This is a genomic window from Flavisphingomonas formosensis (genome assembly GCF_009755815.1).
GTDB classification, from domain to species: domain Bacteria; phylum Pseudomonadota; class Alphaproteobacteria; order Sphingomonadales; family Sphingomonadaceae; genus Flavisphingomonas; species Flavisphingomonas formosensis.
The window spans coordinates 22,097-44,968 of record NZ_WRPK01000014.1 but is presented as its reverse complement, the minus strand read 5'-3'; the positions used below and the strand labels follow the sequence as shown (position 1 = coordinate 44,968).

The window sequence follows — 22,872 nt, the reverse complement described above, 5'->3', positions numbered from 1 at the left end:
CCGCCCGCACATGGAGACGAGAAAATGACACGCCTATGGGTAGTCGGGGCGGCAGTTGCCGCGCTTGGGCTTAGCGGCTGCGCAAGCGACAATCGGGCCGTGCGCGGTGCCGCAATTGGCGGCCTCGGTGGTGCTGCCGTCGGTGCCGTGGTTCCGGGCATCGGCGTCGGCGAGGGGGCGCTTATCGGCGCCGCCGGTGGGGCCGTGGTGGGCGCCCTGTCCGACAAGAAGAAGGGCGGACACCGCTGGTATCGCGACGAAAGCGGCAATGATTTTTGGGTCGATCGCCACGGCAGGCGCCATTACGACTGATCGGTCCTCGCGAATATGCGGCCGATTCCGGGAGCGATTTCGCCCATCTGCGATGCACGCTGAAACCGAGGCGGGACGAATGGATGTGGTCGCGCCTGGCCATCAGTCGAGATCGAGGCCTGCCAGCCAATCGCGTATCATGGCACGGCCCGCCGAAACCGCGTTCGGCCCTTTGACGGCATAGTCAGCACGAATACGCGTCGCATCGGTGCCGGCTTCCGCCAAATAATCGTCGGCTTCGGCGAGCCACGCTTCCACGCGGGGGTCTTCCCCCATTTCGGCATGGCACTGCAGCGCGAGCAGATTCGGCCCGAGCCGGAAAGCCTGTGGGTAGGCCGCGCTGGTCGCCAGCAACTCGGCACCATCGGGCAGATCGAAAGTGTCGCCGTGCCAGTGCAACACGGGCACTTCGTGGATGTGCCGAAGCGGCGACCCGGCGCCAGCCGGATTGAGCGTGATCGGCGCGAAGCCGACCTCCTTGACCGGGCCGGGAAAGACCCGCGCGCCCATCGCGGCGGCAACCATCTGCGCGCCGAGACATACGGCGAGGGTCGGCCGGCCTGCGGCGATGCGCAGCGCAAGGCGCGCAATCTCGCAATCTATCCACGGGTGAGCCTCGCGCTCATAGACACCCATCGGGCCGCCCATCATCACGACGAGATCCGGCTCCAGGAAATCGATCGAGGAGAAGGAAGCATCGGTCACGTCGATCCGATCGATGACGAAACCCGCTTCCTCGACGGGCTGCCGGAAACCGGCGATGCCTTCGTAAGGCGTGTGACGGATGATCAGGGCGCTGGGCATGTCGAGCGCTTAGCCAATCTCTACCAATCCGCGGAAGTTAGAGATTCTTGACCGCCTCATAGCTGTCGCCTTGTCCCGCCGCGGGCATGGTCTCTAGAGGCATATCGGCAGCCGTGCGTCCGGAGAAGCATGATGAGCGACGACCATATCAGCAAGCTGGAACGCCTGGCCCGGCTACGCGAGGCCGGCGTGCTCAGCGATGCGGACTTCGAGAGCGAAAAAGCGAAGATCCTCGCCGAACCGGCGCATCCCGCCTCCCCCAGACGCGACCGGCGCTGGCTCTACGGCAGCATCGCGGCCGGGTTCGCGATCGTCGCGCTGGTCGCCATCGTGATGCTGCTCAATCCGCCGCGCGCCAACATCCAGCCCGGAGTCACGGTCAGGCCGAAGACGCCGACGGATGGCAATGGCAGTGATATCCAGGATCTTCCCGATGTCGCACTGGCTACCCCCGCCAATCCCGTTGACGATCTCAGCGCCGCATTCTCTGCGGCGCAGTTGCCGACGATCGATGGGCCGCTGGAGGAAGGCTTCGCCTTCGCGCCCGACAAGCTGCTTCCCATCGGAGAGCATTACGCGCTGATCAGCGTCGGCCGCGGCCCGCAGACCCATGCCGGCGGCGGCGCGCTCGCGATCAGCTATCTCAATCGGACGCCGGACGGCTTCCAGCAGGCCGCCCGGCCGCTCATCGTGGAAACCGGCTCCTTCGGCACGATCGGCGGCTGGACGCTTCGACGCGATCTGGGCGCGCAACCGATCATCGTCCTCTCGGGCGGCGGCACATGGCAGGGCTGCACGATGAGCGCGGTCAACCTGATCGAACTGCGCGCCGAGCGCCCCGCACGCCTCGACGCGCAGATCGTCACCGAAATATCGGACCGGAGCGACTATGGCGACGGGCAGACTCTCACCGGTTCGCTAAGCCGCAGTCCGGACGGCATCCGCGCGACCTATACGGGCAGCGACCACCGGACCATCGATTATATCCGTGACGGGGACAGCCTTCAGCCGGACTCGGAGCCGGTCGAGGGCTGCTGAGCCCTCAGTCCCCGGTCAGGATACGATCGACGAGCTGCTTCACGCTCGGCACGAACCCGTTGGAATAGAAAGGATCCTGCTTGAAGCGATAAGCGGCATGGCCTGCGAACATCAGATTCTGATCGATCGGTCCGCCATGGGCGATATCCTGCAAAGTCTTCTGGATGCAGAAGCTGCGCGGATCGGCGAGGCGACCGGTGGAATTGCCTTCCATGTCGGCCCAGGAGGAGAAGCTGCACTGGCTGAGGCAGCCCATGCAGTCCGCCTGATCCTTGCGGATCGTCTTCATCTCTTCCGGCGTCACGAACACCAGCGTGTTGTCCGGCGTCTTGAGCGCGCTGGTGAACCCCAGCATGTCCCATTCGCGGGCGCGCAGCAGATCGTTGCGCGTGACCCAGTAGCTCTTGCCCTTGACGCCCACGTCGAGCTTATACTGGTGATCACCCGCCGCCTCGAGCGAGAAAGCGATCTGTCGTTCGGAGCGATGCTCGAGATTGCGCAGGAAATCGTTGCGCACCGCCGAGGAATAGAAGCCGGTCGGCGAGAAGCGGTGGAGCAGGATGTCGCCCTCGTCGAGTTCCGTCAGATGCTGTTTCCAGGCGTCGGGGATCGGGCTTTCCCGGGTAAGCAGCGGACGCGTGCCGAACTGAAAGGCGATGCTGCCGAGCTCGGGATTGTCGATCCAGTCGTTCCACTCGCGCAGATACCAGACGCCGCCTGCCATCACGATCGGGACATCGTCCGAAATCCCGCCCTCGCGCATCGTCTCGCGCAGCGCCTTCACGCGCGGATAGGGATCCTGCGGCTGTAGCGGATCCTCTGCGTTGGAGAGGCCGTTGTGGCCGCCTGCCCGCCAGGGATCCTCGTAGACGACGGCGGCAAGCCATTCGGCAGCCTTGGAATAAGCGCGCTTCCAGAGCGCGCGGAAGGCGCGAGCCGAGCTGATGATCGGCAGATAGTTCACATTATAGGATGCCGCGATCTCGGAGAGGCGATATGGCATGCCGGCACCGCAGGTGACGCCCGTCACCAGCCCGCGCGTCCTTTCGAGAACGCCGTGCAGCACGCGCTGCGCACCGCCCATTTCCCAGAGCACGTTGATGTTGATCGCGCCCCGGCCGTCGGAAATGTCGAAGGCGCGCCGGACCTGCTCGACCGCACCATCGATCGCATATTGGACCAGTTCCTCATGACGCTCGCGCCGTGTCAGAGTCCGGTAGATCTGGGGAATAATCTTGCCTTCGGGATCATAACTGTCGGCATTGACCGCAGACACGGTGCCGATGCCACCGGCAGCGGCCCAGGCACCCGAACTCATATGGTTGGATACCGCAACGCCCTTGCCGCCCTCGATCAATGGCCAGACTTCGCGCCCGCCATATTGAATCGGCCGCAATCCCTTGAACAATATGTCCTCCGTCCGTCAGTCCCGCCGCCTATAGCAGCGATCCCGTAAAATGCGCGGATAAAGTGGGCGGGCGCTCAGCCCAACGCACCGGGACGTCCTATTGCCGAACTATAGAGCGATCGATAGGCATCTACCATCGCATCTTCACCATATTCCGCCTGCGCACGAGCACGGTTGGCCTCGCCGACTGCATGACGCAGGCCGTCATCGGCGATCAGGCGGCCGAGGGCTGCCGCGAACGCGCCTTCATCGGATACGGGAACGACGAAGGCCCGGTTCGGCTCCGCCACCATCTGCGCGACGTCTCCCACATCGGTCGAGACGGCCGGCTTGCCCGCGGCCATTGCTTCGACCAGCGAGATGGGAAATTGCTCGCTGTCGGAAGAGAGGGCAAAAATGTCGAACAAACCGATATAGCGGGCCGGGTCCGGGAGGAATCCCGGCAGCAGCACCCGATCGGCAACGCCCGCGCGCCCTGCCTCGGCGGCGATCGCCTCGCGATCCGGCCCTTCCCCGACGATCACGAGCCGGGCAGCAGCAGCCCCGGTCTGCGCCGCGGCGAAGGCACGCACCAGACGGCGGAGATTCTTGATCGGCCGCAGGCCGGCGAGCGTGCCGACCACGATCTCGCCGGGTCGCTTCTCCAGCCCCGGAATGGCATCTGCCGAAGGCGGCGCGTCATAGCCGGCGAGCGCTATGCCGTTGGCGATCCTGCGCACGCGGCCGGCCGGCTGCTTCCAGACGTCATGTGCGATCCGTTCCAGCCGCACCGACGGGACCACCAGCGCGGAGGCGGCGGGAAAGGCGAGCCGCCGGAACAGCGAGCGGCCGGGCACCGGGCCGTTGCGTTCCCGCACGTTGAAACCGTCTTCATGATGGACGAGCGGTGGCCCGGAAAACAGGCGCCGTGCCATCACCGCATCCATCGCCCCCCAATTGTAGCTCAGCACCAGATCGAAGCCGCGCATGTAACGCGCCAGGGCATGATAACGACCGATCCCCGGCCGTCCGACGAGCGGCGGATGATCCTGCGGAAAATGCACGTCGATCGCCGGATCGATCGCATCGCGCGCACCGATCGCGCCCGGAACGCCGCTCAGCACCGTATGGCGTGCATGGCCGCCGAACAGGTTCATCAGCCGTACGGCGCGCGCTTCCTTGCCGCCGAGCGTGAAGGTGGAGTGGACGTGGAGAATATGAACCGGTTCCGCCATCGGCAGGCTTATCGGGCAATAAGGTGAAGAATTCCGTAGCTCCCGCGATCAGACGCGGCGCAGCAGCCGGTCGATGCCGGCCACGCACTCGGGCTCGTCCAGCGTCGGCGCATGGCCGATCCGCGGCACGACCACCTCCTCCATGGCCGGCAGCCGGCGGCCCATTTCCGCAGCCGTATCGGCAGACAGGATGTCGGAGAGCGCGCCCCGCACCAAGAGGACGGGTACGTCCTTGAGCCCATCGAGCGCCGGCCAGGGATCGGCGACGCTCTCATTGCCCGGCACGCGGAACGGCTCGGCGATCTTCATGTCGTAATCGAACACGATGCGTCCGGCCGGGGTGATGCGGCACTGCCGCTTGGCCATCGCCAGCCAGTCGTCCAGCTTATAGTCGGGAAAGGCGGCATGGTGGGTGTCCCGCAGCGCGCGCGCGGCATGCAGCCAGGTAGGAAAGCTTCCGCCCTTGCCGACATAGCCGCGAATCCGCGTCAATCCGGCGGGATCGATCACCGGGCCGATATCGTTGAGCAGCGCGCCTTTCAGCCGGCCCTGGTTGAGCCCGGCGAGGAACATGGTGAGCAGCCCGCCGAGCGAGGTACCGAACAGCACGAAGCGATCAAGAGCGAGGCTGTCGAGCAAAGCCTGCACGTCCTGCAGATAGACCGGCGGCACGTAGCTCATCGGATCCTTGGCATAGGCGCTCTCGCCGCGGCCGCGCAGATCGATGCAGATCACCCGCCATTCGCCAACCAGCCGCCCCGCCAGCCCCGCGAAATCGCGCGCGTTGCGGGTGAGGCCCGGCAGGCAGAGGATCGTGGGGCGGAAAGCCGGGCCGGCATAATCGCGATAATGCAGCTTCAGGCCGTCCTGCGCCATCCAACTACCGTCCGCCCATGCCGCCATGCTTGCGCCTCCATGCTCTCACGCCCCATATCGCCGCATGGTTGATGCCCCGCAACAGTCCCGTTTTCGTCCCGAGACGACGATCCTGTCTCTCGGCGACGGTTTCTTCGATCCTGTCCAGGCCGCGAATTTTCCCCAGACGATCCTGCGCTTCCGCAACGATCGAGCCGCGGCCGAAATCGGCCTGGCAAGCCTGACCGACGAAGAATGGATCAGGCATTTCGGACGTTTCGAGCCTTTGCCCGGCTCGCTTTGCGAACCCCTCGCTCTGCGTTATCACGGTCATCAGTTCCGCGTTTACAATCCCGATATCGGCGACGGCCGCGGCTTCACCTTCGCCCAGATGCGCGACGATCGCGGCCGGCTGATGGATCTCGGCACCAAAGGCTCCGGCCAGACGCCGTACAGCCGATTCGGCGACGGCCGGCTGACCCTGAAAGGCGGTGTGCGCGAGGTGCTTGCGACCGAGATGCTGGAGGCGCTGGGCGTCGACACCTCGCGCAGCTTCTCGCTGATAGAGACCGGCGAAGCGCTCCATCGCGGCGACGAGCCCTCGCCCACCCGCTCCTCCGTGCTCGTCCGCCTGTCCCATGGCCATATCCGCATCGGCGCTTTCCAGCGCCAGGCGGCCTATCGCGACGAAGCGGCGATGCAGCGGCTGATCGCCTATTCGCTGCGCAACCTGTATGGCGAGGAGCCGGGCAATCAGCCCGCGGCACAACTGCTTTCCCACGTCGTCGGCCGGACGGCGACGCTTGCCGCCTCCTACATGGCCGCGGGCTTCGTCCATGGCGTGCTCAACAGCGACAACATCAACGTCACCGGCGAAAGTTTCGATTACGGCCCCTGGCGCTTCACACCGCGCTGGGAACCCGGCTTCACCGCAGCCTATTTCGACCATCAGGGCCTGTACTGCTTCGGCCGCCAGGCACAGGCGATCCATTGGGACGTGGTGCAATTGGCCATCGCCCTGCGCCTCGTCGCCTCCGCCGAGGAAGTGGCGCCGCCGCTCGACGAATTTCCCGCGCACTACGAAGCGGCGATGGCACAGGCGATGCTGGGGCGGCTGGGCGTACGGCCTCAGGGCGAGCAGGCAGACGTCGCGCTTGTTGCGGCGATCGAGCAGGCCCTGGCCAACAGCCCGGTGGAGATCGACCGATTCTTCTTCGATTGGCGGGGCGGCGCCAGGCGTGGCCCCTCTCCCGCCGATCCGATCTATTCCGCCCCGGCGTTCGAAGCCTTTTCTCAACAAATCGGATCGTACGAATCGGCTGTGCAGCTGTCTCATCCTTATTGGTCGGACGAAACGCCGTGCTCGATGCATATCGACGAAGTGGAAGCGATCTGGGCGCCGATCGCCGAGCGGGACGACTGGTCCGCGTTCGACGCGAAGGTCGCGGCGGTCCGCCGCATGGGCGCGGCGATGACTTGACCGGCCATCCGCAATGATGCTGAGAGCCCGCAGGTCCGGAGATAGCACCTGCAAATGACTGGCGCGGAACTGATTTCCATCGAGCCCGCTACCGGCACACAGCTGTGGACCGGCACGATCGGAGACGTCGACCGGGACGTGGCGGCCGCCCGCGCGGCCTGGCCGGAATGGGCCTCCCGCCCCTTCACCGTACGCGTCGAGCTGATGCGCCGCTTCGCCAATGTCGTGCGCGCCCGGGCGGAGGAATTCGCCGATCTGATCGCGCGCGAAACCGGAAAGCCGATGTGGGAGGCCCGCAACGAGATCGAGGCCGTGATCGGCAAGGTCGACATTTCCGTTGCCGCCTATGCCGAGCGGACCTCCAACCGGAAGCTCGAAGGCGCGCTCGGGGCGCGCAACGCGCTGCGCCACAAGCCGCACGGCGTGCTGGGCGTGCTCGGGCCGTTCAGCTTTCCCGCGCAGCTGCCGAACGGCCACATCGTGCCCGCGCTGCTGGCCGGCAACGCCGTGGTGTTCAAGCCATCCGAAAAGACGCCGGCCAGCGGCAAGCTGCTGGTCGATTGCTATCATGCGGCCGGCATTCCCGCAGGCGTGGTCCGTTTTCTGGCCGGCGGCCCGGCGGAAGGCCAGTCGCTCGCCACCCATCCCGGCCTGGACGGCCTTTTGTTCACCGGATCCGCGCGCGCCGGCTTGCTTCTGCACCGGCAATTCGCCGAGGTGCCGAACCGGATTCTCACACTGGAGCTCGGCGGCAACAATCCGATCGTGGTGTGGGACACGCCTGATATCCACGCCGCCGCCGTCGTCGTGGTGCAGTCCGCCTTCCTGTCGGCCGGCCAGCGCTGCACGGCAGCGCGGCGGCTCATCGTCCGCGACGGTCACCACCGGCCGTTGGTGGAGGCGATCGGCGCGCTGATCGACAGGCTGATCGTGGCGGAACCGCACGAAACGCCCGCGCCCTTCATGGGGCCGGTGATCGACAATGAGGCGGCGGATCTGGTGCAGGAGAAGGTGGTCGAGCTGATCCTACGCGGCGGGCAGCCGATCAAGCATCTCAACCGCCCGATCGCCAGCCGACCGTTCCTCACCCCCGCGCTTATCGACGTGACCAACGTCGCGCAGCGCCCCGACGAGGAGATTTTCGGACCCGTCCTGCAGATGGTGCGAGTACCCGACTTCGCCACCGCGATCGCAGAGGCCAATGCGACCCGCTTCGGCCTCGCCGCCTCGCTCCTCGGCGGCAATCCGCAGCTCTACGATCAGTTCTGGGCCAATATCCGCGCCGGCATCGTCAACTGGAACCGGCCGACCAACGGCACGCCCGCCAACGCGCCGTTCGGCGGGACCGGCCTGTCCGGCAACCATCGGCCAGGCGGCTTCTATGCCGCCGACCATTGCGCCTATCCGGTTGCATCCTCAGAGACGGAACTGATCCGCGCGTCTATCGGAGTCGGCCTTCGCGACGCCTGACCTTCCGACGCCGACAAGTTATCCTAAGGCTTGGGCAAGCAAGGCTCGATTGCGTTTCGTCCTGCAATCCACCATCTGCCCACCATGACTTCCCTGCTCGATCCCGACGCACGCGGCCGCGTGATATTGGTGGGTGCTGGTCCAGGCGATCCCGGACTGCTCACCCTGCGCGCCGTCGAGGCTTTGAAAGCGGCCGATGTGGTGGTGCATGACGGGCTGATCGATCCGCGTGTGCTCGATTTCGCGCCGCCCGCAGCACAGCGCATCTCGGTCGCCAAGCGGCGCGCCCGACACACGCTGCCACAGGAAGCGATCAACGCGCTCATCATCGCCCATGTGAAGTCCGGATCGATCGTCGTTCGGCTGAAGGGGGGCGACCCGTTCGTGTTCGGTCGCGGCGGGGAGGAAGTGGAGGCGGTGCGCGAAGCTGGCCTTCCGGTCGAGGTCATTCCCGGCGTGTCGGCCGCGCTCGGCTGCGCCGCCGAGGCGATGCTGCCGCTCACCCATCGCAACTGGTCCAGCGCGGTCAGCTTCGTCGCCGGCCAGTGCCAGGGATTGAGCGAACAGAATTGGGCCGGCCTGGCAGGCCAGGGCCGCACGCTCGTCATCTATATGGGTGTCGCCTGCGCACCGCTGATCGCCGACAAGCTGATGATGGACGGCGTCGCGCCCGACATGCCGGTGGCGGTGCTGGAGCGCGGTACGCTGGAAGGCAGCCGCGCGTTGCGCACGCTGCTCGCCGACCTGGGCGACATGGTGGCGCGTGAGGACGTCAGCAGCCCGGCGATCATCGTCGTCGGTGAAGTCGTGATGTTGTCGGATGCCGAAAACCGGCTACAGGCGCTTGCAAAGCAGGCGGAGACTCTTTCGTGAAGATTTTGACGGGGAACGATCTGGAGACGGGGGACGTCGTGTGGTGGACCGGCGAGTTCTGGTCGCGCCATGTCGAGGAATCGATCGACGTAGCCGACGGCGGAGACGCCATCGCCGCGCGCGAGGAAGGCGCACGGCGCGTCAACGCGCCCTATGTGATCGATGCGGAACAGACCGATGTCGGCCCCCGCCCGCTCCACATCAAGGATCGCATCCGTGCGATCGGCCCCACGGTTCGGCCCGACCTGGCCGTTCGTCCGGTCGATGCGGCTGCGGGCAATTGGGTGATCTGATGTACAAATATGACGAATATGACCAGACGATCGTGGACTCCCGGGTCGCGGAATTCCGTGACCAGGTGGCCCGGCGCATCGCGGGCGAGATCACCGAGGACCAGTTCAAGCCGCTGCGGCTGATGAACGGCCTCTATCTGCAGCTCCACGCCTATATGCTGCGCGTGGCCGTGCCTTACGGCACCCTGTCGGGCAAGCAGATGCGGACGCTCGGCCACATCGCGCGCAAATATGATCGCGGCTACGGCCATTTCACGACGCGGCAGAACATCCAGTACAACTGGATCAAGCTCGAAGAGGCGCCGGACATCCTGGCCGAACTCGCCGCCGTCGAGATGCACGCCATCCAGACCAGCGGCAACTGCATCCGCAACATCAGCTCGGATCAATATGCCGGCGCCGCCGCGGACGAGATCGAGGATCCGCGCCCTTGGGCCGAGCTGCTGCGCCAGTGGAGCAGCTTCCATCCGGAATTCAGCTATCTACCACGCAAGTTCAAGATCGCGGTGATCGCATCGGACGAGGACCGGGCTGCGATCCAGCTGCACGATATTGGCCTGCAGATCCGTCACAACGACGCCGGTGAGCTGGGCTTCCGAGTCTATGTCGGCGGCGGCATGGGCCGCACGCCGATGATCGCGCCAGTGATCCGGGATTTCCTGCCGGCGGCCGATTTCGTCAGCTACATGGAAGCCTGCCTGCGCGTGTATAATCGCTATGGCCGGCGCGACAACATCTACAAGGCGCGCATCAAGATCCTGGTGCACGAGATCGGTGCGGCCGAATATGCCCGCCAGGTCGAGGAAGAATGGGCACATGTGAAGACGCTCGGGCTCGATCCGCCCCCGGGCGAATTCGAGCGGATCGCCGCGCATTTCGCGCCGCCGGCCTTCGAGACCGGCCTCTCCGACGAAATCGATCGTTCCGATCCGGATTTCGCGCTCTGGCTGGACAGCAACACCCACGCGCACAAACAGCCGGGTTATGCGATCGCGGTGATCAGCCTGAAGCCGATCGGCGGCATTCCGGGCGACGCCTCGGCCGAGCAGATCGAGCTGATGGCCGACCTCGCGGAGCGCTACAGCTTCGACGAGCTGCGCGTTACCCATGCGCAGAACATCGTGCTGCCACACGTGAAGAAGGCGGATCTCTACGCGCTGTGGAAAGCGCTGGACGACGCCGGGCTCGGCACCGCCAATCTGGACCTGATCAGCGACATCATCGCCTGCCCAGGCCTGGATTATTGCAGCCTGGCCAATGCGCGCTCCATCCCGATCGCGCAGAAGATCGCCAAGCGCTTCGAGAATATGGACCGGCAGCGCGATCTCGGCGAACTGAAGCTCAAGATCTCGGGCTGCATTAACGCCTGTGGTCATCATCATGCCGGCCACATCGGCATCCTCGGCGTCGACCGGAAGGGCGAGGAGAATTACCAGCTCCTGTTCGGCGGATCAGGCGCGGAAGATGCGAGCCTGGCGAAGATCGCCGGCCCCGGCTTCAACGAGGACGGGATCGTGGACGCGGTCGAAAAGGCCGTGGAGACCTACCGGACGCTGCGCGAGGACGGCGAGCGTTTCGTAGATACCTATCGACGGGTGGGAATGCAGCCCTTCAAGGAGGCAATCTATGGCTGAGCTGCTCCGCTACCGTGACGACGAAACCCATGAGGAACCGGCGGTCACGCTCGACGCCTTCCTGGGCCAGACTAATGCCACAGCCGTCCGGCTCGAGCCGGACGAGGACGCCCGTGCGCTGATCCCGCATCTCGATCGGCTCGGCCTCATCGAGGTCGCCTTTCCGAAGTTTCGCGATGGAAGGGGCTATTCCGCTGCCCGCATCCTTCGGGAAGCGGGCTACACCGGCGAACTGCGCGCGCAGGGCGACGTGCTGATCGATCAGATCGCCTATATGCGCCGCTGCGGCTTCGACAGCTTCGCTCCCGAGAAAGCGATCTCGCGCGAAGCGGCGGACAAGGCCGTGGGCTTCTATCCCGAAGTCTATCAGAAGGCGGCGGACGGTCGTTCGCCCGTCTGGGCGCTGCGTCATGGCTGAGGCCGCGCGCAAGCTCGACGTGCTCGATATCCGCCCGGCCTTCACCCAGGCCGATGCGGATGCCCTCAACGCGCGCTTTGCGGGCGTCGACACGCTGGAGATGCTCAAGACGCTCTTCGCCGAGGGCATTCTCGGCAACACTGCCGTCGTCTCTTCCTTCGGTACGGAAAGCGCCGTGCTGCTCGATCTGGTCGCCCGAGTGAAGCGGGATGTGCCGGTGATCTTCGTCGACACGCTGAAGATGTTCCCGGAAACCCTGGCCTATCGCACGCAGATCCTCGACCATGTCGGCCTGACCAACGGCCAGGTGGTCTCGCCGGACCTCGCGCTGATCGAGAAGAAAGACGCGACGGGCCTGCGCTGGTCCTACGATCCGGATGGCTGCTGCGACATCCGCAAGGTGGAGCCGCTGGCGCGCGCGAAGCAGGGACTCGACAGCTGGATTTCCGGCCGCAAGGCGTTCCAGTCCCAGACGCGGGCCGCTCTGCCCCGCTTCGAGATCGAAGACGGCCGGCTGAAGGTCAATCCGCTCGGCGAGTGGGTGAAGGCCGATCTGGACGCCTATTTCGAGGAACGGAACCTGCCCCGCCACCCGCTGGAGGCGCAAGGCTATCTGTCGATCGGATGCGAACCATGCACCAGCATCGTGCAGGATGGCGAAGATCCTCGCGCCGGCCGTTGGCGTGGCTGGGACAAGGTCGAATGCGGCATCCACGGCGAACCGTTGAAGGCACCGGACGATCACAGCAACGATCCGGTATTTTGACCGACTCCTCCCCATTCCGGCCATGGGGAGGATTTAGGGCTACCCTTGCGCGCCCGACTCCCCAGCCCCTATAGATTCCGTATGTCCATTACCGACGACGAGAATCTTTTCGCATCTGGCACCTCCTCCAAGGGCGGCGACTATAATGCCTCGTCGATCGAGGTGCTCGAAGGGCTGGAGGCGGTCCGCCGTCACCCCGGCATGTATATCGGCGGTACCGACGAGCGCGCCTTCCATCATCTGGCGGCGGAGGTGCTGGACAATGCGATGGACGAGGCCGTCGCCGGCCACGCCAACCGCATCGAGGTGACTCTGGAACCAGGCAACCGCATCACCATCGTCGACAACGGCCGCGGTATTCCGATCGATCCGCACCCGAAATTTCCAAAGAAATCGGCGCTGGAGGTGATTCTCACCACGCTCCACTCGGGCGGCAAGTTCAGCAACAAGGCCTATAACACGTCGGGTGGCCTGCACGGCGTCGGCGTCAGTGTGGTGAACGCGCTCTCGGTCGATACCGTCGTCGAGGTGGCGCGCAACCGCGAGCTCTTCCGCCAGACATTCTCGCGCGGCCTGCCGCTCGGCAAGATCGAGAAGCTCGGCGCGGCGCCCAATCGGCGCGGAACCAGCGTCGCCTTCACGCCCGATCCCCAGGTCTTCGGCGAGAGCGCGCGCTTCAAGCCAAACCGGCTCTACCGGCTCGCGCGCTCCAAGGCCTATCTCTTCGCCGGCGTCGAGATCCGATGGAAATGCGCGGCCGAGCTGATCGGCGACGATACGCCGACCGAGGCAGTGTTCCAGTTTCCGGGCGGCATAGCCGACCATCTGCGCGAGCAGATTGGCGATCGCGAATGCGCCACCACGAACTTCTTCTCGGGCAAGCAGGATCTGCCGTCGGGGCAAGGCTCGGTCGAGTGGGCGGTCGCGTGGCCGCTCTGGTCCGACGGTTCCTACAGCTATTATTGCAACACCATCCCGACGCCGGACGGCGGCACCCATGAAGCCGGGCTCCGCGCCGCGCTGGTCAAAGGCGTGCGTGCCTTCGCCGAGCTCGTCGGCCAGAAGAAGGGCAAGGACATCGCGGCCGAGGATGTGATGCAGGGCGCCGAGTTGATGCTCTCGCTCTTCATCCCCAATCCGCAATATCAGAGCCAGACCAAGGACCGCCTCTCCTCGCCCGACGCCGCGCGCCTCGTCGAGAATGCGGTGCGCGACCATTTCGATCATTTCCTCGCCGACAATATGGAGCGCGGCAAAGCGCTGCTCGGCTATGTGCTCGACCGGATGGACGAGCGACTACGCCGCAAGGCGGAGCGCGAGGTCAAGCGCAAGACCGCGACCAGCGCGCGCAAATTGCGCCTGCCCGGCAAGCTCACCGACTGTGCGAACGACGATCCGGCAGGTACCGAGATCTTCATCGTCGAGGGCGACAGCGCCGGCGGCTCGGCCAAGCAGGCCCGCGACCGCAAGACGCAGGCGATCCTGCCGATCCGCGGCAAGATCCTCAACGTTGCCTCAGCCAATAGCGCCAAGATATTGGCGAACCAGGAAATCGCCGATCTGATCCAGGCGCTGGGCTGCGGCACGCGCGATCGCTGCCTCCCCGACAATTTGCGCTACGAGCGGATCGTGATCATGACCGACGCCGATGTCGACGGGGCACATATCGCGACGCTGCTGATGACCTTTTTCTTCCAGGAGATGCCCGAGCTGGTCCGGCGCGGTCATCTCTATCTCGCTCAGCCGCCGCTCTATCGGCTCACCTCCGGCACCAAGAGCGTCTATGCGCGGGACGATGCACATCGCGCCGAAATCGAGAAGAAGGAATTCAAGGGCAAGAAGGTCGAGGTATCCCGCTTCAAGGGCCTCGGCGAGATGAACCCCCAGCAACTGCGCGAAACCACGATGGATCCCAAGACGCGCGGCATGATTCGGATCACCCTGCCTCAGGAATATGAGGAGCGCGCGTCCGTGCGCGATCTCGTCGATCGCCTGATGGGCAAGAATCCGGAACACCGCTTCGCCTTCATTCAGGCGAATGCGGCCGCCGTGGACGAAGAAACAATCGATGCCTGACGCGACACCGCGAACAGATTGATAGCCATCCTTAATCAATAACCACCGCTTCCGATTTGCAAATCCGATCGACAGGGCCCATCTCCAAGCCAAGCTGTTACAAGGAGTCGTCGTTCCCATGGCCGGTCTGATCGCCACCGCGATGAAGCGTGGTTTTTCGCGGCACTGCCCTGCCTGCGGCAAGGGCCCGCTGTTTCGCGGCTATGTGAAGGTGCAGGAGCATTGTCCCGTCTGCGGCGAGGATAATGGCCGTCACCGGGTGGACGATGCCGCCTCCTATTTCACCGTGTTGCTGGTCGGGCACATCGTGGTCGCCCCGGCGCTGTTCTTCGAGATGGTCTATGACGCGCCGCTCGGCGTTCTGTTAGGTATCGCCCTGCCTGCCGTCGGCGTCGTGACGCTGGGTGCGCTGCCCTTCATCAAGGGCGCCGTGCTGGGTGCGCTTTCCGGCATCGATCGCAGCGCGAAGGCCAAGCCGAGCGCCGATCGTAGCTGACATAAAAAGAGCACGTTCCGATCCCGTCGATCGGAACGTGCTCCAGAGTCCGGCCCCGCGCCGGAATCTTATTCGGCAGCCTCCTTCAGCCCCTCCGCCGCAAGCGCGGCTTCGGCGTCGTGGCCGATCAGCCTGTCGTAATTCTTGTGCATGCGCATGACGTTCTGCTCGCGCCGGCCGAAAATCACCGACGGAACCGCGCCATTCTCCATCATGATCTGCGAATTGGACTGGACCTTCATGTCCTCCTCCATCGCGACGGTGATCAGCATGTTCGCGACATGCTCGTCGCGCTGGCGGATTTCCTCGGGTGCGTTGCGATCCCAGCCGTAGAGGCGAAACACATAATCGCACTTGCCCGGCTCATCGCTCGGATCGCTGCGCTGGAAGAAGGCCATCAGCTCGCCAGCACCGACCACCGTATTCGGGAAGATCGCGTTGGTGCAGGAGAAATAGCACCATTCGGGCCATTCCTCTTCCGGCAGATCCTTCAGCTTCACGATGTCCGGGCTCACGGTCACCAACGTGTGATGCAGGCCGCTATCGATGTGCAGGAACTGCTGGAGCGTCATCGGGCCTACGGTCTGCGGATGCAGGAAGGGCACATGATAGCCCTCCACGCCGCCATCCACCGCATGCTTCCAGTTTATCCGCGCCGTCGAGCGGAACTCCTTCACGAAGCGCAGATTTTCGTAGTGATAGCCGGCGATCAGGCCTTTCATGTTGCCCATATACGCGTCGAAATCGAGATGGCCGTCCGGTTGCGGATGGACCATGATCAAGCCGATTTCCTCATGGATCGGCAGCGCGATCAGGCCGCGATCCTCGAGCAGGCCGTCGAAGGAATCCTTGCTCGGCACGCCGATCAGGTCGCCATGCGAGTTGAACGTCCAGGCATGATAGGGGCAGGTGAAGGTGGAGGCGTGGCCGCAGCCTTCGGCCAGCTGCACGCCGCGGTGGCGGCAGGCATTGAGGAAGGCCCGCGCCTTGCCGTCCTTGCCCCGCGTCAGCAGGATCGGCTTTCCTGCGATCTCCGTGGCGTAATAATCCCCGTTCTCGGGAATATCGGCGGTATAGGCGATCACCTGCGGGCGATTGAGGAAGAATTCCTCCTTCTCCTTCAGGAACCGCGCCTTGTCGGTGAAGCGGCCGATATCCGCCTCCCAGGCGGGCTCGTCGGAATATTGCGTTTCTTTCCGGTCGACCATCTCGAGCAGCTGCTTCGCGATGGCGATCCGCTGGGCGCGTTCCATGAGATCTCTCCTCTCTCGATACGCAAAAAAGGCGCCGGTCAGCGACCGGTCCATATTTATTGTCGCCCCCAAACTATCTGCTGTGCGCATCGTGGGGTCAATTGGTTTTGATAGACGCACTCCGAAAATGCGCCCGATCGATGTTTGCGGCCCGATTTCCGAATGCGCATGGAAACTGAGGCCCAGTTCGCGCATGAGCGCGGGATGACCGACGGCCTGCCCACCCCCCGCCGCTACGTTGCCATCGTCGCGCTCTGCTTCGGCACCGCGCTTGCCGTGATCGACGGCGGCATCGCCACGGTGGCGCTGCCGACGATCGCACGCGATCTCCACGTGCCCTCCTCCGCAGCGGTGCTGATCGTCACCGTCTACCAGCTTGTTCTGGTGATGAGCTTGCTCCCCGCCTCCGCGCTGGGCGACCGGATCGGCCATCGCAAGCTCTACCAATATGGGCAGCTGCTGTTCGCAGTCTCGACCATGCTCTGCTTCTTCGCCAAGAGCCTGCCCTTCCTGCTCGTGGTTCGCGTCGCCCAGGCGCTCGGCGCCGGAGCGGTGCTCAGCGTGTCGTCGGCGCTGGTCCGCAGCATCTATCCCTCCACCCATCTCGGCCGCGGACTCGGCGTCAACAGCGTGATCGTCTCGATCTCGGCGGCAGTCGCTCCCACGCTGGGCGGCTTCGTCTTGGCGGTCGGCTCCTGGCCTTGGGTATTTGCCTGCGCCGTGCCCTTCGCGATCATATCGCTGTTCCTCGGCTGGAAGGCGCTGCCCGATCCGGAGCCGCGCGACGAGCCCTATGACATAGCCGGCGCACTGCTCTGCGCAGCCACATTCGGCTTTACGATCAGTGGTTTGGAAGCTCTTGTGCACGGCGATTCTCCCATCGTCGCCCTGGCGATCGTTGCGGCCGGCATCCTCTTCGCAATCATATTCGTACGCCGCGAACTGATCGAGCCGCGGCCGATCATGCCCGTCGATCTGCTCGGACGGCCGGTCTTCGCCCTTTCCGCCATAGGCGCGCTCACCGCTTTCATCGCCACGATGACGCTGATCCTTTCCGTATCCTTCCGGCTCCAGCATCAATATGGGCTGTCACCGAGCGAAGTCGGCACGATGATCGCGCCATGGCCGTTCACCACCATGTTCGTCGCGCCGCTCGCCGGCACGCTTTCGGATCGCTATCCTGCTGGCCTGCTGGGTGGCATAGGCATGGCGATCGCCGTGGTTGCGCTGGTCTTCCTCGCTTTCCTGCCAGCCGATCCCAGCTATTTCGACATCGCATGGCGCATGGCCTTGTGCGGCGCCGGCTTCGGCCTGTTCCTCTCGCCGAATGCCCGCCTGATCATCGGATCCACACCACGCGAGCGCGCGGCCTCCGCGGGCGGGCTGATCGCCACCGTCCGGCTGACCGGACAGACGCTGGGTGCGACGCTCGTCGCCGCGCTGCTCGCGCTCGGTCTCGGTGACGGGCCGATTCCGCCGCTGATCTCGCTGGGTCTCGCGCTCGTGGCCGGCATCTGCAGCGTCGCACGCCTGCGGCCGGCGCTACGCAACCCGCCACGCACCGAAGTTGCGGAAGCCCAGCCGGCGAGCTCCGTCGAAGCGCATTGATTTTCTATCTCCATGATAGAGAATATTTGCGATTCGGGAGGGAATGGATGGTTGCCCCGGCACTGCCCGTCAGCCTAGACGATCTGAGACATGGCCGACACGCCTTCCCCCTTCACCTTCCGCGACTATCGATTCTATTGGTTCGCGCGCCTTGCGAGCAACCTCGCCCAGCTCTCCATGGTGGTGGTGATCGGCTGGCAGGTCTACGACATCGCCCGTGGCCAGCTCCACATGAGCAAGGGCGATGCAGCGCTTCAGCTCGGCTATGTCGGCGTCATCCAGTTCCTGCCCCTGCTGCTGCTGACCCTGGTCGTCGGCTGGACGGCGGACCGGGTCGACCGGCGCTGGATCGCGCGGGCCGCGCTGATCCTGGAGATGGTTTGCGCGATCATGCTGGCCACCATGGCGTGGAAGGGCACCACGTCCTTGCCCGCCATCTTCGTCATCGCGGCCCTGCTTGGCGTCTCCCGTGCCTTCGCCGGACCGGCGCTGCAGGGACTGTCGCCGAATCTGGTGCCGCCTGCCGTGCTCCCCGCAGCGATCGCCATGTCCTCGATCGCCTGGCAGGCGGGCGCGGTGTTCGGCCCGGCGATGGGTGGATATTTCTACGCGATCGGGCATTGGGTGCCTTACGCGGTGAGCACGCTGCTCTTCTTCCTCTCAGCGCTGGCGATGTTCCTGATCCGCCCTGTGCCCAGGCCCGAGCTGGGCGGTACCCATCCCTGGCGCCAGATGATCGACGGGCTTGCCTATGTCCGCAAGAACCGGCTCGTGCTGGGCGCTATCTCGCTGGATCTGTTCGCGGTCCTGCTGGGCGGCGCGACGGCGATGCTGCCCGTTTATGCGCGCGACATATTGCAGGTCGGCGCCTCCGGGCTCGGCCATCTGCGCGCGGCGCCCGCAGTAGGCGCGGCGGCCACCGCGATCTGGTTTGCCTACAAGCCGCTCAAGACCAATGTCGGCGTGAAGATGCTCGTCGCGGTAGCGGTGTTCGGCATCGCGACGGCGGTGTTCGGCCTGTCCCGCTGGATGCCGCTCTCGCTGCTCTGCCTCGCCCTGCTGGGCGCGGCCGATATGCTGTCCGTCTTCGTCCGCCAGTCCCTGATCCAGCTCCACACGCCGGATGCGATGCGGGGCCGCGTCGGCGCGGTCTCGACGCTGTTCGTTTCCGGATCGAACGAGCTGGGGGAGGCCGAATCCGGCTTTCTCGCAGCACTGATCGGGCCGGTTGCGGCAGTCGTCGCCGGAGGTATCGGCGCGGTCCTCGTCACGATATTATGGGCGCGCTGGTTCCCAGAGCTCAAGAACGCCCGCACCTTCGATCCCCCAAAGTCCTTGGAATAAGCCAGTCAGGAGAAGCGACATGAAGGCAGCGACCATCCTCGACACCATCGGCAATACCCCGCATATCCGCGTGCAGAGGCTGTTCGGCCCGGATGCGGATGTCTGGATCAAGTCCGAACGGTCCAACCCCGGCGGATCGATCAAGGATCGCATCGCCCTCGCCATGATCGAGGAAGCCGAAAAGTCCGGCAAGCTCCAGCCGGGCGGCACCATCATCGAGCCGACCTCCGGCAACACCGGCATCGGGCTTGCCATGGTGGCGGCGGTGAAAGGCTACAAGCTGATCCTCGTCATGCCGGAATCCATGTCGATAGAGCGGCGCAGGCTGATGCTGGCCTATGGCGCCAGCTTCGATCTCACCCCGCGCGAGAAGGGCATGAAGGGTGCGATCGAGCGAGCGATCGAACTGGTGAACTCCACGCCCGGCTCGTGGATGCCGCAGCAGTTCGAAAATCCCGCGAACATCGACGTCCATGTGAAGACCACGGCACAGGAAATCCTCGCCGACTTCCAGGACACTCCGATCGACGTGCTGATCACCGGCGTCGGCACGGGCGGGCATATCACCGGCAGTGCACAGGTGCTGAAGAAAGCCTGGCCGAATCTCAAGGTCTTTGCGGTCGAACCAACGCTTTCGCCGGTCATTTCCGGGGGCTCGCCGGGTCCGCATCCGATCCAGGGCATCGGCGCGGGTTTCGTGCCCGCCAATCTCCACACCCAGCTGCTCGACGGGGTGATCCAGGTCGATCCGGCCGACGCCAAGGAATATGCGCGCCGCGCCGCGCGCGAAGAAGGCATGCTGGTCGGCATCTCCTCCGGCGCCACGCTGGCGGCGATCGCGCAGAAGCTGAAGGAACTGCCGGCAGGCGCGCGCGTGCTCGGCTTCAACTACGACACCGGAGAACGCTACCTCTCGGTGCCGGACTTCTTGCCGGAGTGAGCCCTCGCTGCAGTCCTCTCCCCTGTGCGGGAGAGGACTATCGTTGCCCCGCTCACCCCACATGCGCTTGAACGACTGCGCCCGCAGCGACGGCGCGGATCCGCAACTGACACGCGAATCCGTGACGGAAGGAGCCGACGGTGATCGAGCATCCGTGATCGGGCTTTCCGCCCAGCGCGGCATCTGTTAGCCGCGCGGGCATGTCCGAAGCACCGACCCTCTCCACCGTTCTCGATGATTACGAGCTGCTCGATGCGGACGACCGCTACCGGCTGCTGATCGATCTCGGCCGCGCTCTGGAGCCGATGCCCGACCCCCTCAAAACCGACGCGACGCTGGTGCGCGGCTGTTCCGCGGCGGTATGGGTCTATCCCACAAGGCTGGAGGACGGGCGGCTGCATTTCCTTGCCGATTCCAATGCCGCAATCACCAAGGGCATCATCGCGCTGGTGCTGCTGACGGTGCAGGATCGCACGCCCGCCGAAATCGGCGCGACCGACATCGGTGCCGCGTTGGCACCATTCGACCTGCGCAACCAGCTCAGCTCCAACCGGACGCAGGGCATCCCCAACATGATCGCGCTGATCAAGGCGACGGCGGAACGCTACGCGGGGTGACCCTGCTCGTCAGGCCGACTTTGGTCGGGATGAGGGTTGATTACCGACCCAGCCGCTTCGTCAGATCGTCCACCGTCGTTCCCGCCTTGACGACCAGCCATTCGTCCGGATGCGCGGTATCGATCAGCGTCACCGCACCCTTGGGGCAGATGTCGAGACATCCGACCTCGACGATGCCCATGCGCGCCTTGCGTCCCTTGCCGCCGTCCAGCGCCTTGCGGAGCACCTTGGCGATAGGCTGTTTGCCGTCATAGCCGAACCCGCCCTTGAGCTTCTTGGAACATTTGCGGCACACGAGGATCGCGCCCTGCCAGCGGCTGCGTACGTGACTTTTCATCTCACCGATTTGAACGCGACGATGCCGGCTTGCGTTCCTCCGCGCGCCGCAGCACTTCGAACGCCGCCTGGATGGACTGGAAACGAACCGCAGCCTGCGCATCGCCAGGCCGCACGTCCGGATGATTCTCCTTGGCCAGTCGGCGCCAGGCGGATTTGATCTCCTCGAAATCGGCGTCGCTATCGACTCCGAGCACCTCCAGCGCGCGCAATTCGTCACGGGTGCGGGTTCCATCCCCCGGACCGCCCCACTGATGGTGCGAGGACGAGGCGAATCCCGAGGCCGTCCGCCGCTCATCGGCCTCGCGCTTGGCAGCTTCCTCGGCGCTCAATCCCTCGAAATAATTCCAGTTGCGGTTATATTCGGCCGCATGCGCCTCACAGAACCACCAGCGGTCGGGGCTGTTTGGCGATTTTGGCGCGGGCCTGTCCCCTGGCTGATCGCACCCTTCCCGGTCGCAAAGCCGTACCTTGGTCGCGCCGCGTTCGCTGCCATAGCCGCGCCAGCGGGGAAAACCCCAGTCATAGGATCGGGAGGATCGGGTCATAGACGCCGATCCTAGCACATCCAGCCGGGATGAAGCCACGCCGGATCTGCCGATCCCGGCTTACAATGGCGAAACAAGCCCCCCGAAGAAGAGGCTGCCGAGTACCGCACCGACGATCAGTCCGCCGATGAACATGGCCAGCAGGATCCAGATCACGATGATTACGACCGTATATCCGCCGGCCTTCACCTCCGGGACCTTCATCAGCACCGTCGCGCCGAGATAGAGGAGATACGCGCCGTACGCGAAGCCGAGCAGCGTGAGCAGCGACGCGAGGCCGGGAATGAAGTGGAAGAAGCCGGCTATCCAAACCGGTGTGGACGCGTAGATGATCAGCTTCGCCGCGGCGATCTGGTTCTTCGCGCCGTCGAAGCTCGGTGCGAGCGCGTCCGCAATCAAGATGACGGCATAGATCAGCGCGAGACCGATGACGTAGCTCAGCAACAAGGGCGCGACATAGCCACCGAAGGGCAGACCCATCATGCCGAAGGGCGTACGGATCAGCAGCATCTTGAGCAGGCCGCCGACGACGGGCAGCAGCGCCATGATCGCGGCATAACCGGTGAACAATTCCTTCACCGTGGCCGGTTCGGACGCCACCACCTGCCATTCGGTCTTCGGTGACATCAGCATGGCCTTTGCGCGACTGACGATATCCATAATCCGCCCCTCCATGAACGAACTGACAGAAGGAAGCGTGACCCGCTTTCCGCGGGGTGTAAAGCCAGAGGGTCTGTAAGCCGGGTTCTGTCCACCGGCCGAGGCCGGATGGGCGATCATTCCTCTAGGGACGGGATCGCTCCCGTCCTCCAGCAACCAACCCGGGCGGCAGGCTGGAGAAGCCATGTGCCGCCCCTATTCGGTCTTGCTCCCGGTGGGGTTTACCATGCCGCTCCCGTTGCCGGCAGCGCGGTGCGCTCTTGCCGCACCCGTTCGACCTTACCCGGCCGAAGCGCGGGCGGTATGCTTTCTGTGGCACTTTCCCTAGGATTGCTCCCGCCGGGCGTTACCCGGCACCGTTTCTCCCTGGAGCCCGGACTTTCCTCCCCTTTCACATGAAAGCGGCGATCGCCCGACCCTCTGGCTGGC

At 64.9% G+C, this 22,872-nt stretch carries 23 protein-coding genes and 1 other RNA gene; 15 read left to right on the top strand and 9 right to left on the bottom strand.

All coding sequences use genetic code 11. From position 1 onward, the window contains the following. The first annotated feature begins 24 nt into the window (after positions 1-24). Positions 25-312 (top strand): YMGG-like glycine zipper-containing protein, encoded by a 288-nt coding sequence (locus GQY20_RS28435; protein ID WP_157220556.1) that lies wholly within the window; start codon positions 25-27, stop codon positions 310-312. A 102-nt stretch (positions 313-414) separates the two neighbouring features. On the opposite strand, the gene GQY20_RS28430 is transcribed toward GQY20_RS28435, so the two are convergent. Continuing rightward, positions 415-1,116 (bottom strand): glutamine amidotransferase, encoded by a 702-nt coding sequence (locus GQY20_RS28430; protein WP_157220555.1) that lies wholly within the window; start codon positions 1,114-1,116, stop codon positions 415-417. A gap of 132 nt (positions 1,117-1,248) precedes the next feature. On the opposite strand from GQY20_RS28430, the gene GQY20_RS28425 reads away from it, so the two are divergent. Further along, the gene (locus GQY20_RS28425; RefSeq protein WP_198351262.1) at positions 1,249-2,154 is read left to right on the top strand and encodes an SHOCT domain-containing protein; all 906 of its coding nucleotides are present in this window, start codon (positions 1,249-1,251) and stop codon (positions 2,152-2,154) included. A 4-nt stretch (positions 2,155-2,158) separates the two neighbouring features. Here GQY20_RS28425 and GQY20_RS28420 read toward each other — a convergent pair whose 3' ends face one another. The 3 genes from GQY20_RS28420 to GQY20_RS28410 all read right to left on the bottom strand — a co-directional run bounded on the left by GQY20_RS28420 (position 2,159) and on the right by GQY20_RS28410 (position 5,679). Further along, entirely contained in the window at positions 2,159-3,562 is a 1,404-nt protein-coding gene (locus GQY20_RS28420) for an NAD(P)H-dependent flavin oxidoreductase (RefSeq protein WP_157220553.1), read from the bottom strand. Between the two features lie 74 nt (positions 3,563-3,636). Further along, positions 3,637-4,776 carry a glycosyltransferase gene (locus tag GQY20_RS28415; RefSeq protein ID WP_157220552.1) on the bottom strand — a complete coding sequence of 380 codons (1,140 nt, stop codon included), beginning with the start codon at positions 4,774-4,776 and terminating at the stop codon, positions 3,637-3,639. 48 nt (positions 4,777-4,824) lie between these two features. After that, the gene (locus GQY20_RS28410; protein WP_157220551.1) at positions 4,825-5,679 is read right to left on the bottom strand and encodes an alpha/beta fold hydrolase; all 855 of its coding nucleotides are present in this window, start codon (positions 5,677-5,679) and stop codon (positions 4,825-4,827) included. A 37-nt stretch (positions 5,680-5,716) separates the two neighbouring features. On the opposite strand from GQY20_RS28410, the gene GQY20_RS28405 reads away from it, so the two are divergent. The 9 genes from GQY20_RS28405 (at position 5,717) to GQY20_RS28365 (ending at position 15,137) form a co-directional block, all read left to right on the top strand. Continuing rightward, complete coding sequence (locus GQY20_RS28405; protein ID WP_157220550.1) at positions 5,717-7,111, top strand: protein adenylyltransferase SelO family protein; 1,395 nt, start codon at positions 5,717-5,719, stop codon at positions 7,109-7,111. A gap of 54 nt (positions 7,112-7,165) precedes the next feature. Beyond that, positions 7,166-8,581: a succinylglutamate-semialdehyde dehydrogenase gene (locus tag GQY20_RS28400; protein ID WP_157220549.1), complete on the top strand. Its 1,416-nt coding sequence runs from the start codon at positions 7,166-7,168 to the stop codon at positions 8,579-8,581. An 84-nt stretch (positions 8,582-8,665) separates the two neighbouring features. Beyond that, positions 8,666-9,454: a uroporphyrinogen-III C-methyltransferase gene (gene cobA, locus GQY20_RS28395; protein ID WP_157220548.1), complete on the top strand. Its 789-nt coding sequence runs from the start codon at positions 8,666-8,668 to the stop codon at positions 9,452-9,454. Further along, on the top strand, positions 9,451-9,747 hold the full coding sequence (locus tag GQY20_RS28390; RefSeq protein ID WP_157220547.1) for a DUF2849 domain-containing protein: 297 nt from the start codon (positions 9,451-9,453) through the stop codon (positions 9,745-9,747). The genes cobA and GQY20_RS28390 overlap by 4 nt, the downstream gene beginning before the upstream one ends. Then, a complete protein-coding gene (locus GQY20_RS28385; protein WP_157220663.1) occupies positions 9,747-11,381 on the top strand; it encodes a nitrite/sulfite reductase in 1,635 nt (544 codons plus the stop codon). The genes GQY20_RS28390 and GQY20_RS28385 overlap by 1 nt, the downstream gene beginning before the upstream one ends. Continuing rightward, positions 11,374-11,799, top strand: a complete 426-nt coding sequence (locus tag GQY20_RS28380; protein WP_157220546.1) for a DUF934 domain-containing protein — start codon at positions 11,374-11,376, stop codon at positions 11,797-11,799. The genes GQY20_RS28385 and GQY20_RS28380 overlap by 8 nt, the downstream gene beginning before the upstream one ends. Continuing rightward, positions 11,792-12,565, top strand: coding sequence for a phosphoadenylyl-sulfate reductase (locus GQY20_RS28375; RefSeq protein ID WP_157220545.1), 774 nt, complete (start codon positions 11,792-11,794; stop codon positions 12,563-12,565). The genes GQY20_RS28380 and GQY20_RS28375 overlap by 8 nt, the downstream gene beginning before the upstream one ends. A gap of 81 nt (positions 12,566-12,646) precedes the next feature. Continuing rightward, the gene (parE, locus tag GQY20_RS28370; protein ID WP_198351261.1) at positions 12,647-14,641 is read left to right on the top strand and encodes a DNA topoisomerase IV subunit B; all 1,995 of its coding nucleotides are present in this window, start codon (positions 12,647-12,649) and stop codon (positions 14,639-14,641) included. A gap of 118 nt (positions 14,642-14,759) precedes the next feature. Beyond that, positions 14,760-15,137, top strand: a complete 378-nt coding sequence (locus GQY20_RS28365) for a DUF983 domain-containing protein (protein ID WP_157220544.1) — start codon at positions 14,760-14,762, stop codon at positions 15,135-15,137. A 68-nt stretch (positions 15,138-15,205) separates the two neighbouring features. Here the strand turns inward: GQY20_RS28365 and GQY20_RS28360 are convergent, their stop codons facing one another. Next, complete coding sequence (locus GQY20_RS28360; RefSeq protein ID WP_157220543.1) at positions 15,206-16,390, bottom strand: aromatic ring-hydroxylating oxygenase subunit alpha; 1,185 nt, start codon at positions 16,388-16,390, stop codon at positions 15,206-15,208. Positions 16,391-16,594: 204 nt separating this feature from the next. Between GQY20_RS28360 and GQY20_RS28355 the strand changes: the two genes are divergently transcribed. The 4 genes from GQY20_RS28355 to GQY20_RS28340 all read left to right on the top strand — a co-directional run bounded on the left by GQY20_RS28355 (position 16,595) and on the right by GQY20_RS28340 (position 20,899). After that, on the top strand, positions 16,595-17,998 hold the full coding sequence (locus GQY20_RS28355) for an MFS transporter (RefSeq protein ID WP_157220661.1): 1,404 nt from the start codon (positions 16,595-16,597) through the stop codon (positions 17,996-17,998). Positions 17,999-18,088: 90 nt separating this feature from the next. Beyond that, positions 18,089-19,342 (top strand): MFS transporter, encoded by a 1,254-nt coding sequence (locus GQY20_RS28350; RefSeq protein WP_157220542.1) that lies wholly within the window; start codon positions 18,089-18,091, stop codon positions 19,340-19,342. Positions 19,343-19,361: 19 nt separating this feature from the next. Next, a complete protein-coding gene (cysK, locus tag GQY20_RS28345) occupies positions 19,362-20,282 on the top strand; it encodes a cysteine synthase A (RefSeq protein ID WP_157220541.1) in 921 nt (306 codons plus the stop codon). 200 nt (positions 20,283-20,482) lie between these two features. Further along, entirely contained in the window at positions 20,483-20,899 is a 417-nt protein-coding gene (locus tag GQY20_RS28340; RefSeq protein WP_157220540.1) for a SufE family protein, read from the top strand. Positions 20,900-20,939: 40 nt separating this feature from the next. Here the strand turns inward: GQY20_RS28340 and GQY20_RS28335 are convergent, their stop codons facing one another. The 4 genes from GQY20_RS28335 to rnpB all read right to left on the bottom strand — a co-directional run bounded on the left by GQY20_RS28335 (position 20,940) and on the right by rnpB (position 22,867). Beyond that, entirely contained in the window at positions 20,940-21,236 is a 297-nt protein-coding gene (locus tag GQY20_RS28335; protein WP_157220539.1) for a hypothetical protein, read from the bottom strand. Between the two features lies 1 nt (position 21,237). Beyond that, positions 21,238-21,783, bottom strand: a complete 546-nt coding sequence (locus tag GQY20_RS28330; RefSeq protein ID WP_157220538.1) for a J domain-containing protein — start codon at positions 21,781-21,783, stop codon at positions 21,238-21,240. Between the two features lie 60 nt (positions 21,784-21,843). Next, positions 21,844-22,443, bottom strand: a complete 600-nt coding sequence (locus GQY20_RS28325; protein ID WP_157220537.1) for a Yip1 family protein — start codon at positions 22,441-22,443, stop codon at positions 21,844-21,846. 60 nt (positions 22,444-22,503) lie between these two features. After that, an RNA gene (gene rnpB / locus GQY20_RS28320) (RNase P RNA component class A) lies at positions 22,504-22,867 on the bottom strand. Positions 22,868-22,872: the final 5 nt, after the last annotated feature.

Bases quoted from the DNA above. Each gene is read 5' to 3' on its own strand.
- GQY20_RS28325 (WP_157220537.1), bottom strand. From the start codon at position 22,443: ATGGATATCGTCAGTCGCGCAAAGGCCATGCTGATGTCACCGAAGACC.
- cysK (WP_157220541.1), top strand. From the start codon at position 19,362: ATGAAGGCAGCGACCATCCTCGACACCATCGGCAATACCCCGCATATC.
- GQY20_RS28385 (WP_157220663.1), top strand. From the start codon at position 9,747: ATGTACAAATATGACGAATATGACCAGACGATCGTGGACTCCCGGGTC.
- GQY20_RS28435 (WP_157220556.1), top strand. From the start codon at position 25: ATGACACGCCTATGGGTAGTCGGGGCGGCAGTTGCCGCGCTTGGGCTT.
- GQY20_RS28405 (WP_157220550.1), top strand. From the start codon at position 5,717: ATGGTTGATGCCCCGCAACAGTCCCGTTTTCGTCCCGAGACGACGATC.
- GQY20_RS28425 (WP_198351262.1), top strand. From the start codon at position 1,249: ATGAGCGACGACCATATCAGCAAGCTGGAACGCCTGGCCCGGCTACGC.
- GQY20_RS28400 (WP_157220549.1), top strand. From the start codon at position 7,166: ATGACTGGCGCGGAACTGATTTCCATCGAGCCCGCTACCGGCACACAG.
- GQY20_RS28330 (WP_157220538.1), bottom strand. From the start codon at position 21,783: ATGACCCGATCCTCCCGATCCTATGACTGGGGTTTTCCCCGCTGGCGC.
- GQY20_RS28365 (WP_157220544.1), top strand. From the start codon at position 14,760: ATGGCCGGTCTGATCGCCACCGCGATGAAGCGTGGTTTTTCGCGGCAC.
- GQY20_RS28350 (WP_157220542.1), top strand. From the start codon at position 18,089: ATGGCCGACACGCCTTCCCCCTTCACCTTCCGCGACTATCGATTCTAT.
- GQY20_RS28340 (WP_157220540.1), top strand. From the start codon at position 20,483: ATGTCCGAAGCACCGACCCTCTCCACCGTTCTCGATGATTACGAGCTG.
- cobA (WP_157220548.1), top strand. From the start codon at position 8,666: ATGACTTCCCTGCTCGATCCCGACGCACGCGGCCGCGTGATATTGGTG.
- GQY20_RS28375 (WP_157220545.1), top strand. From the start codon at position 11,792: ATGGCTGAGGCCGCGCGCAAGCTCGACGTGCTCGATATCCGCCCGGCC.
- GQY20_RS28410 (WP_157220551.1), bottom strand. From the start codon at position 5,679: ATGGCGGCATGGGCGGACGGTAGTTGGATGGCGCAGGACGGCCTGAAG.
- GQY20_RS28380 (WP_157220546.1), top strand. From the start codon at position 11,374: ATGGCTGAGCTGCTCCGCTACCGTGACGACGAAACCCATGAGGAACCG.
- GQY20_RS28430 (WP_157220555.1), bottom strand. From the start codon at position 1,116: ATGCCCAGCGCCCTGATCATCCGTCACACGCCTTACGAAGGCATCGCC.
- GQY20_RS28335 (WP_157220539.1), bottom strand. From the start codon at position 21,236: ATGAAAAGTCACGTACGCAGCCGCTGGCAGGGCGCGATCCTCGTGTGC.
- GQY20_RS28355 (WP_157220661.1), top strand. From the start codon at position 16,595: ATGACCGACGGCCTGCCCACCCCCCGCCGCTACGTTGCCATCGTCGCG.
- GQY20_RS28415 (WP_157220552.1), bottom strand. From the start codon at position 4,776: ATGGCGGAACCGGTTCATATTCTCCACGTCCACTCCACCTTCACGCTC.
- parE (WP_198351261.1), top strand. From the start codon at position 12,647: ATGTCCATTACCGACGACGAGAATCTTTTCGCATCTGGCACCTCCTCC.
- GQY20_RS28360 (WP_157220543.1), bottom strand. From the start codon at position 16,390: ATGGAACGCGCCCAGCGGATCGCCATCGCGAAGCAGCTGCTCGAGATG.